Source organism: Streptomyces rimosus (genome assembly GCF_008704655.1).
Taxonomy (GTDB): domain Bacteria; phylum Actinomycetota; class Actinomycetes; order Streptomycetales; family Streptomycetaceae; genus Streptomyces; species Streptomyces rimosus.
In genome coordinates this window covers 6,801,338-6,816,803 of record NZ_CP023688.1, presented here as the reverse complement: position 1 = coordinate 6,816,803, position 15,466 = coordinate 6,801,338, and the positions used below count along the sequence as shown (strand labels likewise).

Sequence of the window (15,466 nt, the reverse complement as noted above, 5' to 3'; positions counted from 1 at the left end):
GGAATGATCAATTCCGCTCCAAAAACAGGCCGCGCGGCGGTTAACCTCGGCGAAACAAATGGGTCATGCTTGAGAAATCCCGCCTGCCTATGGTCGGGCAAGCGCGCCACCGCACACGGCTGCGCTCCGAGTAGCAATCCCGCGTGCGCCGATCGTCGGTGACCGGGCTAGGAGGAGTTGGATGTTCCAGAACGCCGACGAGGCCAAGAAGTTCATCGCGGACGAGGACGTCAAGATGGTCGACGTCCGCTTCTGCGACCTGCCCGGTGTCATGCAGCACTTCACGGTGCCCGCGGAGGCGTTCGACCCGACCGAGGAGCTGGCCTTCGACGGCTCCTCGATCCGTGGGTTCCAGGCCATCCACGAGTCCGACATGGCCCTGCGCGCCGACCTCTCCACCGCCCGCGTGGACCCGTTCCGCCGCGACAAGACCCTCAACATCAACTTCTTCATCCACGACCCGATCACCGGCGAGCAGTACAGCCGTGACCCGCGCAACGTGGCGAAGAAGGCCGAGGCGTACCTCGCCTCCACCGGCATCGCCGACACCGCGTTCTTCGGCCCCGAGGCCGAGTTCTACGTCTTCGACTCGGTCCGCTTCGAGACCTCCGCCAACCGCTCGGTCTACGAGATCGACTCCGAGGCGGGTGCCTGGAACACCGGCTCCGAGCTGAACAACCGCGGTTACAAGGTCCGCTACAAGGGCGGCTACTTCCCGGCTCCCCCGGTCGACCACTTCGCCGACCTGCGCGCCGAGATCTCCCTGGAGCTTGACCGCGCCGGCCTGAAGGTCGAGCGCCAGCACCACGAGGTCGGCACCGCCGGCCAGGCCGAGATCAACTACAAGTTCAACACGCTGCTGGCCGCCGCCGACGACCTGATGCTGTTCAAGTACATCGTCAAGAACGTCGCCTGGCGCAACGGCAAGACCGCGACCTTCATGCCCAAGCCGATCTTCGGCGACAACGGCTCCGGCATGCACGTCCACCAGTCCCTGTGGTCCGGCGGCGAGCCCCTCTTCTACGACGAGCAGGGTTACGCGGGCCTCTCGGACACCGCCCGCTACTACATCGGCGGCATCCTCAAGCACGCCCCGTCGCTGCTCGCCTTCACCAACCCGACGGTGAACTCCTACCACCGCCTGGTCCCCGGCTTCGAGGCCCCGGTCAACCTGGTCTACTCGCAGCGCAACCGTTCCGCCGCGATGCGCATCCCGATCACCGGCTCGAACCCGAAGGCCAAGCGCGTCGAGTTCCGCGCCCCGGACCCGTCCTCCAACCCGTACCTGGCCTTCTCCGCGCTCCTCCTCGCGGGCCTGGACGGCGTCAAGAACAAGATCGAGCCCGCCGAGCCGATCGACAAGGACCTCTACGAGCTCGCCCCCGAAGAGCACGCCAACGTGGCCCAGGTCCCCACCTCCCTCCCCGCCGTCCTCGACGCCCTCGAGGCCGACAACGAGTACCTCCAGCAGGGCGGCGTCTTCACCTCCGACCTCATCGAAACCTGGATCGACTACAAGCGCACCGCCGAAATCGCCCCGATCCAGCTCCGCCCGCACCCGCACGAGTTCGAGCTTTACTTCGACATCTAAAAGGCGGAGTCGAAGCCAGAAGTAGCAGCGAGGGCCGCTACCCCATGCCGGGGTAGCGGCCCTCGCCTGCTTTCCCGGCTCTGTGAGCGGCGGCAGCTCTTCTACTGGCGGTCAGCTGCCCGTCCCGAGAGGTCGAGTTCGCTCTGCTCCGGCTGTGGGAAGGGTTCCCAAGGTGAGGGAGGGGAGATCGATGTCGCGGAGGAGACGGTCGGTCTGTGCTTGCATGAGCTCGGGTCCGCCGACGTTCGTGTAGGGCGCCTGTTCGCCCAGGATGACGTCGTAGTGGTGGTCGCCGTCGTACAGCACCTCCTGCCGTCGCATGCGCTTGGCGACTCCGGCCGGCACGTCATCGGGTACACCGAGGAAGTCAACGACCTGCCTCAGGATCACGGTGGCGTATGCCTCGGTCTGGAGAGTCCCCCGGACCATCGTGGGCACGTATGCCTTGCACCTCGAATCACACATTCACGCGAAGTGTCAAGAGGGGGGATAACGCACCGAGGGGCTGGGTAGTGCTCGGCCGCTGGGGGCGCCGGGTCCGGGGGAGCGCCCCCAGTAGGTAGGGAGACGGACGACGAGAGGGTGGGGCGTGGTGGCGGAGCCGTTTGAGTTGCCGGGGTTTTATCTGCCGTACCCGGCTCGGATGAACGCGGGGCTGGAGGAGGCTCGGCGGCATTCCAAGGAGTGGGCTCGGGGGATGGGGATGTTGGAGGGGTCGGGGGTTTGGGGGGAGGGGGATTTGGATGCGCATGATTACGCGTTGTTGTGTGCGTACACCCATCCGGACTGTTCGGCGGATGTGCTGTCGCTGGTGACGGACTGGTATGTGTGGGTGTTCTTTTTCGACGATCATTTCTTGGAGGCGTTCAAGCGGACGCAGGACCGGGTGGGCGGGAAGGCGTATCTGGATCGGCTGCCGTTGTTCATGCCGATGGATCTGGGTACGCCGGTGCCGGAGCCGGCCAATCCGGTGGAGGCGGGGCTGGCGGATCTGTGGGCTCGGACGGTGCCTTCCATGTCGGAAGGGTGGCGGGCCCGGTTCCGGGAGAGTACCGAGCATTTGCTGAATGAGTCGTTGTGGGAGTTGTCCAACATCAATGCCGGGCGGTTGCCCAATCCCGTCGAGTACATCGAGATGCGGCGGAAGGTGGGTGGTGCGCCTTGGTCGGCGGGGCTGGTGGAGTTCGCCGCGCAGGCCGAGGTGCCGGCGGCGGTGGCCGGGGCGCGGCCGTTGCGGGTGCTGAGGGATACGTTCGCGGACGCGGTGCATCTGCGGAACGACGTGTTCTCGTACCAGCGGGAGACCGAGGAGGAGGGGGAACTCAGCAACGGGGTGCTGGTGCTGGAGAATTTTCTGGGGTGTTCGACGCAGGAGGCGGCGGAAGCCGTCAATGATCTGATCACTTCGCGGGTGCAGCAGTTCGAGAACACGGTGATGACGGAACTGCCGGTGCTGTTCGCGGAGAAGGGGCTGAGTCCGCGGGAGTGTGCGGACGTGCTGGCTTACGCCAAGGGGTTGCAGGACTGGCAGGCGGGCGGGCATGAGTGGCACATGCGGTCGAGCCGGTACATGAACGGGGGTGGGGAGGCGGCGGACGCGGGTGCGGGTGCGAGCTGGTCGCCGTTTGTGTTCGGCGGGTTGGGGACTTCCGGGGCGGATGTGCGGAAGGCCGTGGCGGTTACCGGGGCCAAGCGGGTGCGGAACTTCACGCATGTGCCGTATCAGAAGGTGGGGCCTTCACAGCTGCCGGATTTCTTCATGCCGTTCGCGACGATGTTGAGTCCGCATCTGGATGGGGCGCGGGTGAACACGGTGGAATGGGCGCGGCGGATGGGGCTGCTGCGGCCGCAGGCCGGAGTGCCGCTTTCGGGGATCTGGGACGAGGGGAAGCTGAAGGATTACGACTTCCCGTTGTGCGCAGCCGGGCTGCATCCCGACGCGACGCCGGAGGAACTGGACCTGTCGTCGCAGTGGCTGACCTGGGGGACGTACGGGGACGATTACTACCCCGCGGTGTTCGGGGCGGTACGGAATCTGGCCGGGGCGAAGGCGTGCAATGCGCGGCTTTCGGCGCTGATGCCGGTGGAGGACGGCGCGGCCGCGCCGGAGCCGGCGAACGCGATGGAACGCGGGCTGGCCGATCTGTGGGTCCGTACGACGGAATCGATGGACGCGGAGGCGCGGAAGACGTTCCGGGACAGCGTCGAGGCGATGACGGCCGGGTGGATCTGGGAGTTGGAGAACCAGGCGCTGCATCACATTCCCGATCCGGTGGATTACATCGAGATGCGGCGGGCGACGTTCGGCTCCGACATGACGATGAGCCTGAGCCGTGTCGGGCATGGGCGGCGGGTGCCGGAGGAGATTTATCGCAGTGGGACCATGCGTTCGCTGGAGAACGCCGCGGCCGACTACGCGACGCTGATGAACGACGTGTTCTCGTACCAGAAGGAGATCGAGTACGAGGGTGAGGTGCACAACGGGGTTCTGGTGGTGCAGAACTTCTTCGACTGCGACTATCCGACGGCGCTCGCGATCGTGCACGACCTCATGACGTCACGTATGCGGGAGTTCCAGCATGTGGCGGCGAACGAACTGCCGGTGCTTTACGACGACTTCGATCTGTCGGAGGAAGCGCGGGCACTGCTGGACGGGTACGTGAAGGAACTGGAGAACTGGATGTCCGGAATACTGACCTGGCATCGAGGGTGCCGGCGGTATCGCGAGGAGGACTTGCGGCGGCATAAGGGAGATAAGGGCGGTATGGGTTCGGGGGTGCGGAGCGGGGCGGTCGCCGGTGCGGCTGAGGCCGTGGCGGCCGGGGCTGGTGAGTGGAGTGGGCGGCCTACTGGGCTGGGGACCTCGGCGGCGCAGGTGGCCTTGCGACAGGCAACTCCGGTGCGGCAGTAGGGGGAGCGTCGGGGCCGGAGGCGGAAGCTCGACGGTCTTCGGGCATGACGTGTGGCCCCTCCCGGGTCTGGGCCGGGAGGGGCCGCCGGGGCCGGCCGGCCGCGCTCAGAGGCGGCGGAGGCCCGGTAGGTCAGGTGGTGTGATCAGGGTCGGTTGGAGTCGTCGCTCGTGTTCGCGCGCAGTCGGCGGCGCGGCGCCTGCCGGTTCAGCGGGCGTTCTCAATGATCAGGGAGCGGACCATGCGGCAGGTCGTGTTGGAGGGCGGGTGCACTCCGATACGGGCCGCGGTGGTGCGGATGGTGCGGTTACGGGCCCGCTCCGGGGTGTAGACACCACCGTCGAGCAGGGCTATCGCCAGGCGCATGGCCTTCAGACGGCGGTTGTGGGCTTCGTACCACTCGCGCGGGAGACCGGCGGGCAGCGGCTTCTTGACCATCGGTGTGCGGCGGACCACCCGGCGCGCGGCGGTCTTGCCGTACGTGGTCTTCTTCGTGGCGGCGGTGTTCTTGGACGGTGCGGCTACGGCCATCGGCAACCTCCCGGGTCGACAGCGAAGCAGTCCTGGACTGCTTCCTTTCTGCCTCCAATTTTAGTGCCGACCACTGACAAAGCCCCCTGGTCAGGGAGCGCTTGGGCAGCCTACGGAGCCGTGGGGCGCCGGCTGACGTCAGCGCGTTCGCGGGGTGCTGGAGCCGTCCGGGGCGGGGGTGGGAGCGGGGGTACGGGAGCCCTCCGGGCCGGTAACCGGGAGGGCGATGCCGTTGCTGGAACAGCGCACCGTCCACGGCTTTCCGCCGCTCCCCGGCTCGTACATGCGCACATCGACCTCAGTGGCCGGACGCCCGCCCGGAATGGCGGCGTTGGCGGCGGTGCACGCGATCTGGTGGACGGCCGCCGCCTCCATACGGGCCACGGCCATGGGGAGGTAGACGCTCACCGCGCCGTTCGCGGGTACGGCGGTCAGCCGGCCCGGCATCTGGGGCACCACACTGACCAGCCCGCGGGCCCGCTCCGCCTCGGTGGGTCCCTTGACCAGCAGGTCCAGGGCTTCCTGCGGCCCGACCGGGCCGTCGGCCGGGCGGGCGGCCGCGTGGATGCCGAGGGGTGAGAGGAAGAAGATGCGGGCGGTGTACGTGGCGGTGCCCGGCTGCCGGATGCCTTGCGCGGGGGCGCCGGCCTGTACGTAGCCGGTGGGGCTGATGCCGCAGCCGGTGAGGAGGAGGGTCAGGAGGAGGGAGGGGAAGAGGGTGAGCGAGAGGGCTGTGCGCAGAGTGGTGCTCTTGGTCCTCGTGGACGGGGCGGTCCGCGTCGGTCGGATCGGGCTCCTCATGGACGGCCGTCCTCGATCTCGGCACCCTTGGTCTCGGCGCCTTCAGTCTCGGCACCCTTGGCCTCGACACCCTCGGTCTCGGCACCCTTGGCCTCGACACCCTCGGCCTCGGCGTCCCTGGCCCCAGCGCCCCCGGCACCGGGCACGGAAGCGACGCCCCCCGCCCCGGACCCGTCCGCCCCCGACCCGTTCGTCTCCACCCCCACCCCACCCCACGGATCCACCGGCACCTCCACCGTGAACACCGCTCCCCCACCTGGCGCGTTGGCCGCGCGCAGGGTGCCCCCGTGGAGCCGTACGTTCTCCATCGCGATGGCCAGGCCCAGGCCGCTGCCGCCGGAGCGGGCGCGGGCGGCGTCGGCCTTGTAGAAGCGGTCGAAGACGTGCGGGAGCGCTTGTGGGTCGATACCGGGGCCCTGGTCGGCCACGTCGATACGGAGCCGTCCCGACGTTGCGTACGCGGTCAGCCGGACCGGCGTACCGCCGTGCCGCAGCGCGTTGCCGACCAGGTTGGCCACGACCACGTCGATGCGGCGCGGGTCGAAGCGGGCCCGCAGTCCCTCGGGGAGGTCGGTCTCGACCTGGTCCTGCCAGCCGCGCAGCTGGAGCGTCTTGCGGAGCGCCATGGCGACGTCGATCTCGTCGAGGTGCAGGTCGGCGGCGCCCGCGTCAAAGCGCGAGACCTCTATCAGGTCCTCCACCATGCGGGCGAGCTTCGTCGTCTCGTCGCTGATGAGGCGTACGGCGTCGGCGGTGTCGGGGTCCAGCCGGGCGGCGTCCTCGTCGAGGACTTCGGTCACGGCGGACATGGCCGCCAGCGGGGTGCGCAGCTCGTGCGAGACATCGGCAGCGAAGCGCCGGGCGTTGGCCTCCATACGGCGCAGTTCGGCGTCGTCCTTCTCCAGGGCGCGGGCCATTTCGTTGAACGTGACGGTCAGATCAGCGAGTTCGTCGCGGCCGGTCACCGGGAGCCGGGTGTCCAGTTCGCCGGAGGTGATGCGTTCGGCCGCCTCCCGCAGGCGGCGGACCGGCCGCAGCACGCGGCGGGCGGCGAACAGCGCGGGGACGACGGCCAGCGCGAGCGCGGGCAGTGCGCCCGCCTGGGCGGAGGTGACCAGGGCGGAGATGTCGGCCTTCTCGTCGGTCAGGGGGAACTCGGCGTAGACGATCAGGCCGGAGGGCTTGCCTTGCTGGGGGGCGGCCGAGGGGGTTGCCTTGGAGCCCGTACGGCCCGCCCCGTCCCCACGGCCATCCGCGTCCGTGAAGTCCACCGGCATGCCGATCGCCAGCCACGGCTGCCCGTCCCGGTCCACCCGCTGGAAGATCGGCGCGTGCTGCTCGCGTACGGCCTTGCGCAGACCGTCGGTGACCGCAGCCCCGCCCTTGGCCGCACCACCCGTCCCGCCCGCCGAGGAATCGGCGCCCGCGCCCCACGGCCCCGGCACGACCGGCCCGTCCTCGTACTGCGCGTACGTGCGCCAGTTGCGGGAGCCGCCCGCCCGGTCGAGCTGGACGACGAGGTTCTGCAGGTCCTCGCGCCGGGGCGGGAAGGGCAGGTCGGGGCCGAGGGACTGCATCTGGTCGCGCAGGTCGTGCACGGCGGTGTTCTGAGTGCGGGCCAGTATCGCCGTACGGGCCTGCCGGAAGGTGAGCGCGGCGGTGATCAGCGCGCTGAGCGCGGAGACGACGAGGAAGCCGACGATGAGGCGGGTACGCAGCCCGCGCAGCCTGGTGCAGGCGGCGGCCAGCCACTCACGGCCCCGCGTCGGCGCGGTCCCTTCCGGGGACGTACGGGTGCTCACAAGGGTCCGAACCGGTAGCCGAAGCCCCGTACCGTCTGTACGTACGCGGGCGTGCGCGAATCGTCCTCGATCTTGGCGCGCAGCCGCATCACGCACGCGTCCACCAGCCGTACGTCCCCGTAGAAGCTGTGCTCCCAGACCTGTTCGAGGAGCTGCTGGCGGCTGAAGACCTGGCCGGGCGAGTCGGACAGGAACAGGAGCAGTTTCAGCTCGGAGGGGGCGAGCACGACGTCCCGGCCGTTCTTGGTGACGAGCAGACCGGCGCGGTCGATGGTCAGCGCACCGTACGTCACGGAGGAGGACGCGGACGGGGCGGACACGGCAGGGGAACCACCGGAAGCCCCCGCATCCCCACCTCCCTCCCCCACCACACGCCGCAGCACCGCCCGCATGCGCGCCTGGAGCACTTCGCCGCTGGCGGGCTTGACCACGTAGTCGTCCGCGCCGGCCTCCAGTCCCACGACCATGTCGATGTCGTCGCCGCGCGCGGACAGGATGATGATCGGGATCTGCTGCGTCTCGCGGATGCGGCGGCACACCTCCAGGCCGCTCATGCCGGGCAGCATCAGGTCCAGCAGCACCAGCTCGGGCCGGAAGCGGTCCAGCGCGAGGAGGCCGGTCTCGCCGCTGGCGGCCGCCTCGACCTCGTGACCGCGGCGGCGGAGCGCGAGGTGGACGCCCTTGCGTACGGCGGGGTCGTCCTCGATCAGCAGCACACGGGTCATGGGGCGGGGGTCTCCGAAGCGGGCCGGGCGGACGCTGGTCGAAAGCGTACGGCGAGGAAGGGGCCCGACCATGGTGCGCGGCGTTCATGACGCCGTGTCTCGCATTGTGTGAGGAATTGATGACGGCCGCGGCCCGCCCGCCATCCCGGCCCGCCCAGACCAACCGCCCCGGCCGCCCCGGCCGCCCCGAGAGCGAACCGCCCCCGCCCGAAGAGCCCGTACGCCCCGCCTGCCCCACCCGCCCCAGCACCCCGCGGCTACCGCGCCCCCGCTCCCCCTACCCCCTCCCCTCCACCTCCTCCTTGAGCCGCTTCTTGTCCGGCTTGCCGACCGAGGTGAGCGGGATGCTGTCCACCTGGTGCACGGCGCGGGGCGTGTACATCGCGCCCCTGTGTGCCACGACGAAGTCGGTGATCCGCGCGGGGTCGACCGTGCGCCCGGGTGCGGGGACGACGGCGCAATGCACCTCCTCGACCTCGTCCGCGCCGCGTACGCCGAAGACCGCGCACTGCGCGATGTCCGGGTGGGTGTGCAGCAGGTCCTCCAGTTCGGCCGGATAGACGTGGCCGCCCACCACGATGATCATTTCCTTGACCCGGTCCATCAGGTAGAGATAGCCGTCCTCGTCCCGGTAGCCGACGTCGCCGGTGCGCAGCCAGCCGTCGCGGATCACCTGGGCGGTCAGCTCGGGCTGCTTCCAGTAGCCGGTCATCAGGCCGCCGGAGCGGACGTACACCTCGCCGCTGGCGTCCGGCGGGAGGGGGCGGTCGTGCTCGTCGCGGATCTCGATGTCCACGCCGGGTACGGGGCGGCCGACGGTGATCTGCCCGCCCCGCCCGGTGATGGCGTGCTCCGCCGGGCTCACCTCGGTGAGCAGCAGGGCCTCGGACTGCCCGTACCAGCCGTAGAGGACCGGTCCGAGGACGTCCAGGGCCTGCCGCAACCGGGACGGGGAGGCCGGGCAGCCGCCGTAGCTGATGCGGGTGAGGCTGCTGAGGTCGGTGGTGGCGAGGTCGGGGTGGTCCAGGAGTGCGTAGAGCAGGGGCGGCAGCAGCCATATGTGGGTGATGCGCTCGCGGGCGATCGCCGCGAGGACCGCACCGGGCTCGAAGCGCTCCTGGAGGACGACGCTGCCGCCCGCGGCCAGCGTCATGTCCGCCACGTGTCCGGCGAGGTGGGTGAGCGAGGTGCAGGCGAGCTGGCGGGGCGGGTCGCCGGCCGCTTCGACGGGGTAGGACAGCAGCGTCGCGTACGGGCCGTGCGCCGTCCGGATGCCCTTGGGGACGCCGGTCGTGCCGCCCGTGTAGCGGATGCACCAGTCCTCGTCGGCGCGGGCGGCGCTCTCGACCGTACGGCCCGAAGGGCGGGCGGCGGCCAGGGCGGTCAGGTCCTCGGCCTCCAGCCCGGTGCCGCCGGGGCCCAGCATCAGGACGTCCGGCGCGGGCCCCTCCAGATGGGAGAGGAGTTCCGCGGCGGCCTTGGCCGATTCCGGCCCGACGAGCAGCAGCGCGGTCTCCGCGCTCTCCACGAGGCGCGCCTGGGTTTCCGGTGCCTGCCCCTCGTAGAGGAGGACGATCCGGGCACCCAGCAGGTTGACCGCGTACCGGGCGGACAGGGCCTCCGGCCGGTTCCCGGCCAGTATCGCGACCGTACGGCCGCGCCCGATGCCGCGGTCGGCCAGCTCGGCCGCCATCCGGTGCACGCTGTCGTGGAGCTCGGCGGCGGTGATGTCCCGCCCCTCGGCCGTGGTCAGTACCGGGCGTTCGGGGCTGCCGGTCAGCTTCTGGAGAATGATCTCGACGTAACTCGTGAACGCGGTCATGAGCTGCGCCTCCTTGTCGTACGTGAGCGCGCGTCGCGGTGTGCGAAGGCCGTGATCACGACGTTAGGCGGCATCGTCGATGCCTTCCAAGACCAAAATCGGCATGTAGGCATAGCAGTTGAGCCATGAGGCGGGAAGCCCGCCGGGGGCGCGGCCGGCGCCCCCGGCTCCACGCCGGATTCTGCTAAACCGCCGCATTCCCCGGGTGCTTGATGCCTTCCACCAGCCGCGTGAAACTCTCCGCGCCGTGTCCCTCGGACACCTGGCGGCGTATCAGTTCCAGCAGCGGAAGCAGGACATCCGCGCCGATGCCCGCTTCCCGGCTGGTGTGTACGAGGTGTTCCACGGCCGCCGCGTTGAAATCGAGGCTCTGGACGTCGGTGCGGTAATCCCCCGAATCCAGGAAGTCGGCCATGGCGGGCAGGCCGAGGGTCATGGCGTTGAGCCACGGCACGGCGAGCGCCGTGAACTCCTTGGCCGGTACGCCCGCCGTGCCGACCAGTGCCGCGCCGTGCAGGAAGCCCCCGAACATGGCGTACATGGCCGCCAGCAGACCGACGTCGTACAGCGGCGCCGTGCCGGGGTCGGTGCCGAGGTGGGTGGACCGGCCGAGCCGTTCGAGCAGGCCGCGGTGGGCGGCGAAGAGGGCGTCCGGGCCGCTGTAGAGGAGCATCGACTGCGGGCCGCCGATCAGCGCGGGGACGGCCATGATGGCGCCGCTGAGGTGCCCGATGCCGTGCTCGTCCGCCCAGGCCGCGGTGGCGCGGGCGTCCTGCGGGGAGACGGTGGTCAGGTTGATCACCGTACGGCCGGCGAGCCGGTCCGCGAGCGGGGTGAGCACGTCGCGTACGGACCGGTGGTCCATGAGGCAGACGACGGTGACCGGGGAGGCGGCTGCCGCCTCGGCGGCGTCGGCGGCGAGGGTGGCGCCGGCCGCCACGAGGGCGTCGGCGCGGCCCGGGGTGCGGTTCCAGACGGTGGTCGGGTGGCCGCCCTCCAGGAAGGCGGCGGCCAGGGCGCGGCCCATGGCGCCCAGGCCGAGGACGGTGACCGGGGTGGGCTCTGCACCGGGTGCGGTGGATGTCACGGAAAACTCCGGAAAGGTGGTGAGGACGGGCAGGAACAGGAGCGGCGCGCCGGGGAAAATCCTCGCGTCCCGCCTGCCGGTCCGCAATTACCCACTTGAAAGTTGGTTACTTACCCGGAGGTGCGTACGGAGGCCCGGGTCATACCTTTGGCCATTCCTTATCCGCCGTTATGGTGACGCGGCGACCGGCCCCGCCGATTTAACGTGGACGGCTCATTCCCTTTTCCCGCACCGGCTACATGCCGCACCGACCACATTCCCGCACCGCCCCATTTCCGTATCACCGGGGAAAGGAGCTGCCCATGGCTTCCAGCATGCTGTTCGGAGGCGTCTACGGAACCGTGCTCTCCAGCGCCCTGCTGGCCGCCCTACAGAGCGAGGGCGCACCGTTCACGCCCGTCTACGACGCGCTGTGGGTGCTGGTCACCGCCGTGACGGCGGCGCTCGCGCACGGCTATGCGCACCACATGGCCACCCATCGCGGGCACAGCGCCGGGCACCGCTGGTACGCGCTCGGGCACCGGCTGATCGACGAGTGGCCGCTCGTCGTCGCCTCGCTGCCCACGGTCGTACTGCTGCTGGCCGCCGGGAACTGGAACTGGCCCGAGGGCCCCACCACGGCGGCCGGGCTGACGCTCAACGCGACGCTGCTGTTCGCCTGGGGCATGGCCGCCGCGCTGCGGATGGGGTACCGCAGACGCGGGGCCGTGCTCATCGGGGCGGCCGACGCCGCGCTGGGCCTGGTGATCGCGGTGGCCAACGCCCTGATCAAGTGAGCGGTACGCCCTGATCACGCAAGCGGTTTGCGTTCCCCCGCCCCCTCGAACGACGCCTCCGCCGCCGCCAGCACCTCCGTCACCCGCAGCCCGAACCGCGCGTCGCACGCGTGCCCTTCGCCGCTGCGTACGGAGGCGAGCAGGGCGTCCACGGCGCGCTCGTAGGCGACTTCCGGGCCCTCCTGGCGGCGCGGCAGCGAGGTGGCGCCCGAAGTCCCGTACAGCGTGACGGACACGCCGGACGCCGCCCGCGGCGCGGTCAGGCTGACCGTCGCCGAGCTGGCCGCGCCGCCCGCGTGCCGCAGGGTGAGCAGCACCGTGTCGCCGGGGCCGCGGGTGGCCGTGACGTGCTCGGCGTCCCCGAGGACGGGCAGCAGCAGGGACAGTGCGTGGGGGCCGACGTCCCAGAGGGCGCCCTTCTCGCGGCGCCAGGGCGAGGCCGCGTACGGGCTGTCGCTGTCCGCCGCGAAGACCGAGCCGAGCCAGTCGGCGTGCGCGGTGAACCAGCCGCCGGCCGCGGCGGCCCGGTCGACCCACTCCCCCTCGGCGGTGCCGAAGCGCGCGGTGAAGAACACGATCGAGGCGACGCCCGCCCGCTCGGCCGCCTCGGCCACCGCCCGCGCCTCCGCGACGGTGGTGGCGACCGGCTTGTCCAGGAGGAGGTGGCGGCCGGCCCCGGCGGCCCGTACGGCGAGGTCCGCCTGCACGGACGGCGGGAGCGCGATGGCGAGGGCGTCGGTGTCGGCGAACAGGTCCTCCGGGGTCGCGTACGGGCGGGTGCCGTGGCTCGCGGCCAGCGCGGCGGCGGCTTCCGGGCGGCGTCCCCACACGCCCGTGAAGGTGACGCCGGGGTGGGCGGCGAGGGCGGGGGCGTGCACGCGCCGGGCCCAGGGGCCGGTGCCGAGGAGGCCGATGCGCAAGGTCGTCGTCATGCCGCCAGTGTGCCCGCGCGCGCGGGCGCCGCGCGCGCCGTGGCGCGAACCGCGCGGGTCCGCAAGGTCCGGCGGTGCCCGTTCTCGGTGCGGAAGTTCTCCGCGGGAAAGCCGTCCCGGTTTCCGGGTCCTTCTCGTGCCGTTGTCGGGGCCTTTCGGGACAGATGACGTAGGCAAGGGCCATCCACAAGAATTCGGCGCATCTTGCGTTGTCCACCCCCGGCGGCCCGCAGTACAAGAAGAGGACTCCTTCCAGGAGGACTCCCACAGTGCACCGCGAGAACCGAGAGGCTCGGTGACAAGCAATGCCGATCGAGTTCCACACCGCCGTCTCGAACGAACCGGAAGAACAGCAAGTCGTCTTCAGTGCCGAGGAGTTGACCGTCCAGCCACCGTCCGAGGGGCCGCAGGGCGACGCGGCCAGGGCGACCGCGGACGGCCTGGAGAACGTGCGCGGCTACACCCGTCCCGAAGGCACGCCGGAGCAGCTGTGGCAGCCGCCGACCGCCGCGCTGCCGGACATCGGCGAGGCGTCCTTCGGCCCGCCGCCGGTCGCCGCCGAGACCGTGCACGGCCCGGACGACCGGGTGCAGATCACCGACACGTCCGTCTACCCGTGGCGGGTGCACTGCTCGCTGCTGATCACCGCGGCGGACAACTCCCGCTGGATCGGCACCGGCTGGTTCATCGGCCCGCACACCCTGGCCACCGCCGGGCACGTCGTCTACATCAAGAACAGCGGCGTCGCCGGGCGCGACGGCTGGGTCAAGAGCATCAACGTGATGCCGGGCCGCAACGGCAACACCCTCCCGTACGGCGTCGTGACCAGCACCAGCTTCCGTACGGTCAACGGCTGGGCCAACAACGGCGACGAGAACTACGACTACGGCGCGATCATCCTGCCCAACAACCTGGGCAACACGACCGGCTGGTTCGGCTTCGGCGTGTGGTCCGACGCCGACCTGCTCAAGACGGTCGGCAACATCTCCGGCTACCCGGGCGACAAGCCGGCCGGCACCCAGTGGTACGACGCGCGCGGCGTCGCCTCCGTAGGCCCGCGCAAGGTGTACTACGACATCGACACGGCGGGCGGCCAGAGCGGCAGCTCCGTCTACCACTTCTACAACGGCGGCCGGTACGGCATCGCGATCCACGCGTACGGCGGCGCGGTCACCAACTCCGGCACCCGGATCACCACGCCGGTGTACAACAACTACGTGGCGTGGAAGGCGTGACCGTACGGCAGGCATGACCGTGCGAGACGAGTGAACGGATGAAGGGGCCCGGCATGGCGGTGATCTCCGGAGTCGTGGTGGACGCGGACGGCCGGGCCGTCCCGGACGCCCGGGTGTACCTCGCCGCGGGCCCCGGTTCCTTCCCGGACGTGGCCGCGCTCACCGACGCCGAAGGGCGCTTCACCCTCTCCGCCGGCGCCGACGGCCGCTACACCGTCGAGTGCCGCTCGGAGCGGGGCGGCGGCGTGGCGCGGGCCGCCGGGGCCCCGGTCACGGTGCGCGGCGGCTCGGCCGAGCCGGTGGAGATCCGGCTCGGCTGAACGGGCCCGGCCGGTCCTGCCGACCGGGTCCCGCCCGCCGTCACGCACGGTCCCCGGGGATGATGGAGGGCATGAAAGCGCCCTCCGCCTACGCTCCCTGGCTCGCCCCGCTGTACGTCGGCGCCGTCCAGCTCGGCGCGTACGCCACCGCGCGGATGCCCGCGCACGAGCGCGCCGAGCTGCTGCGCGCGCACTCCACCAACGTCCACAACCTGCGTGCGGGCCGCTGGCGGACGCTGGCGACCAGCGCCGTGTTCGTCGAGAGCCCGCTGCCCGTCCCGTACGGGCTCGCGCTGCTCGCGGCGCTCGGCACGGCCGAGGCGGCGTGGGGCACCCGGCGGGTGGCCGGGATGTTCGCCGCCGGGCACATCGGCGCCAGCGTGCTCGTGTACGGCGGGCTGCGGGCGGCCCGCGCGCTCTCCCACGAGTACGTCACCCCCGACACCGAGCGGGCCGTGGACGTCGGCGCGAGCTACGGCTTCTACGCCACGGTGGGCGCGCTCGCCGTGTCCCTACCGCACCGCGGGGCGCGGGCGGCGGCGACGGCGGGGCTGCTGGCGCTGGGCGTCCACCCGGTCCTGCGCAGGGAACGGGACTTCACGGACGTGGGGCATCTGACGTCCCTGCTGCTGGGTATGGGCGCGGGCGCCGTGTTCAAGGCCCGCCGCCGGGCCCGCGCCGGGCGGCGGGACACCTGAAGGACAGAACACCGGCAGTCTGGTTGAATGGGGGCATGGCCAGCCTTACCGAAACCGCGACGGGTCGCAGCGACCTAGAGCCTTTCTGGCCGTCCCGGCAGGGGCATCACTTCGACCGTCTGTGTTGCCGCGCGCACTGAGCGCGGGCCCGCACACACCTCTCCGACGCCTTTCGCGGCGTCCCCAGCCCTGCCCGCGCGCACGACGTCCACCGACGCCCCCACTGCGCGAAAGAGC

The 15,466-nt window shown here is 70.9% G+C and carries 14 protein-coding genes; 6 read left to right on the top strand and 8 right to left on the bottom strand.

The features are described 5' to 3' along the window. The first annotated feature begins 181 nt into the window (after positions 1–181). Complete coding sequence (gene glnA, locus CP984_RS29815) at positions 182–1,591, top strand: type I glutamate--ammonia ligase (RefSeq protein WP_003983433.1); 1,410 nt, start codon at positions 182–184, stop codon at positions 1,589–1,591. Positions 1,592–1,702: 111 nt separating this feature from the next. Here the strand turns inward: glnA and CP984_RS29810 are convergent, their stop codons facing one another. Then, positions 1,703–2,029 carry a Scr1 family TA system antitoxin-like transcriptional regulator gene (locus tag CP984_RS29810; protein ID WP_003983432.1) on the bottom strand — a complete coding sequence of 109 codons (327 nt, stop codon included), beginning with the start codon at positions 2,027–2,029 and terminating at the stop codon, positions 1,703–1,705. 154 nt (positions 2,030–2,183) lie between these two features. Between CP984_RS29810 and CP984_RS29805 the strand changes: the two genes are divergently transcribed. After that, positions 2,184–4,502, top strand: a complete 2,319-nt coding sequence (locus tag CP984_RS29805) for a terpene synthase family protein (protein WP_078575479.1) — start codon at positions 2,184–2,186, stop codon at positions 4,500–4,502. Between the two features lie 205 nt (positions 4,503–4,707). On the opposite strand, the gene CP984_RS29800 is transcribed toward CP984_RS29805, so the two are convergent. The 6 genes from CP984_RS29800 to CP984_RS29775 form a co-directional block, all read right to left on the bottom strand. After that, positions 4,708–4,938: a hypothetical protein gene (locus CP984_RS29800; protein WP_043977793.1), complete on the bottom strand. Its 231-nt coding sequence runs from the start codon at positions 4,936–4,938 to the stop codon at positions 4,708–4,710. A 231-nt stretch (positions 4,939–5,169) separates the two neighbouring features. After that, a complete protein-coding gene (locus CP984_RS29795) occupies positions 5,170–5,832 on the bottom strand; it encodes a lipoprotein (RefSeq protein ID WP_003983429.1) in 663 nt (220 codons plus the stop codon). Further along, a complete protein-coding gene (locus CP984_RS29790; protein ID WP_409350682.1) occupies positions 5,829–7,457 on the bottom strand; it encodes a sensor histidine kinase in 1,629 nt (542 codons plus the stop codon). The genes CP984_RS29795 and CP984_RS29790 overlap by 4 nt, the downstream gene beginning before the upstream one ends. A gap of 173 nt (positions 7,458–7,630) precedes the next feature. After that, entirely contained in the window at positions 7,631–8,359 is a 729-nt protein-coding gene (locus CP984_RS29785) for a response regulator transcription factor (RefSeq protein ID WP_003983428.1), read from the bottom strand. 277 nt (positions 8,360–8,636) lie between these two features. Beyond that, positions 8,637–10,181 (bottom strand): AMP-binding protein, encoded by a 1,545-nt coding sequence (locus CP984_RS29780; protein ID WP_003983427.1) that lies wholly within the window; start codon positions 10,179–10,181, stop codon positions 8,637–8,639. Between the two features lie 184 nt (positions 10,182–10,365). Then, positions 10,366–11,268 (bottom strand): NAD(P)-dependent oxidoreductase, encoded by a 903-nt coding sequence (locus CP984_RS29775; protein WP_003983426.1) that lies wholly within the window; start codon positions 11,266–11,268, stop codon positions 10,366–10,368. A 302-nt stretch (positions 11,269–11,570) separates the two neighbouring features. Between CP984_RS29775 and CP984_RS29770 the strand changes: the two genes are divergently transcribed. Beyond that, positions 11,571–12,044, top strand: a complete 474-nt coding sequence (locus tag CP984_RS29770; RefSeq protein WP_003983425.1) for a hypothetical protein — start codon at positions 11,571–11,573, stop codon at positions 12,042–12,044. Between the two features lie 14 nt (positions 12,045–12,058). On the opposite strand, the gene CP984_RS29765 is transcribed toward CP984_RS29770, so the two are convergent. Beyond that, complete coding sequence (locus tag CP984_RS29765; protein WP_003983424.1) at positions 12,059–12,976, bottom strand: Gfo/Idh/MocA family protein; 918 nt, start codon at positions 12,974–12,976, stop codon at positions 12,059–12,061. Positions 12,977–13,281: 305 nt separating this feature from the next. Here CP984_RS29765 and CP984_RS29760 point away from each other — a divergent pair, with 305 nt between their 5' ends. From CP984_RS29760 to CP984_RS29750, 3 genes are all read left to right on the top strand, one after another. Beyond that, positions 13,282–14,211 carry a trypsin-like serine peptidase gene (locus CP984_RS29760; protein ID WP_003983423.1) on the top strand — a complete coding sequence of 310 codons (930 nt, stop codon included), beginning with the start codon at positions 13,282–13,284 and terminating at the stop codon, positions 14,209–14,211. A 53-nt stretch (positions 14,212–14,264) separates the two neighbouring features. Further along, on the top strand, positions 14,265–14,531 hold the full coding sequence (locus CP984_RS29755) for a carboxypeptidase-like regulatory domain-containing protein (protein WP_032921292.1): 267 nt from the start codon (positions 14,265–14,267) through the stop codon (positions 14,529–14,531). A 71-nt stretch (positions 14,532–14,602) separates the two neighbouring features. Further along, complete coding sequence (locus CP984_RS29750; protein ID WP_003983421.1) at positions 14,603–15,229, top strand: rhomboid-like protein; 627 nt, start codon at positions 14,603–14,605, stop codon at positions 15,227–15,229. The last annotated feature ends 237 nt before the right edge of the window (positions 15,230–15,466 follow it).

Bases quoted from the DNA above. Each gene is read 5' to 3' on its own strand.
- CP984_RS29765 (WP_003983424.1), bottom strand. From the start codon at position 12,976: ATGACGACGACCTTGCGCATCGGCCTCCTCGGCACCGGCCCCTGGGCC.
- glnA (WP_003983433.1), top strand. From the start codon at position 182: ATGTTCCAGAACGCCGACGAGGCCAAGAAGTTCATCGCGGACGAGGAC.
- CP984_RS29795 (WP_003983429.1), bottom strand. From the start codon at position 5,832: ATGAGGAGCCCGATCCGACCGACGCGGACCGCCCCGTCCACGAGGACC.
- CP984_RS29780 (WP_003983427.1), bottom strand. From the start codon at position 10,181: ATGACCGCGTTCACGAGTTACGTCGAGATCATTCTCCAGAAGCTGACC.
- CP984_RS29750 (WP_003983421.1), top strand. From the start codon at position 14,603: ATGAAAGCGCCCTCCGCCTACGCTCCCTGGCTCGCCCCGCTGTACGTC.
- CP984_RS29755 (WP_032921292.1), top strand. From the start codon at position 14,265: ATGGCGGTGATCTCCGGAGTCGTGGTGGACGCGGACGGCCGGGCCGTC.
- CP984_RS29800 (WP_043977793.1), bottom strand. From the start codon at position 4,938: ATGGTCAAGAAGCCGCTGCCCGCCGGTCTCCCGCGCGAGTGGTACGAA.
- CP984_RS29785 (WP_003983428.1), bottom strand. From the start codon at position 8,359: ATGACCCGTGTGCTGCTGATCGAGGACGACCCCGCCGTACGCAAGGGC.
- CP984_RS29760 (WP_003983423.1), top strand. From the start codon at position 13,282: ATGCCGATCGAGTTCCACACCGCCGTCTCGAACGAACCGGAAGAACAG.
- CP984_RS29770 (WP_003983425.1), top strand. From the start codon at position 11,571: ATGGCTTCCAGCATGCTGTTCGGAGGCGTCTACGGAACCGTGCTCTCC.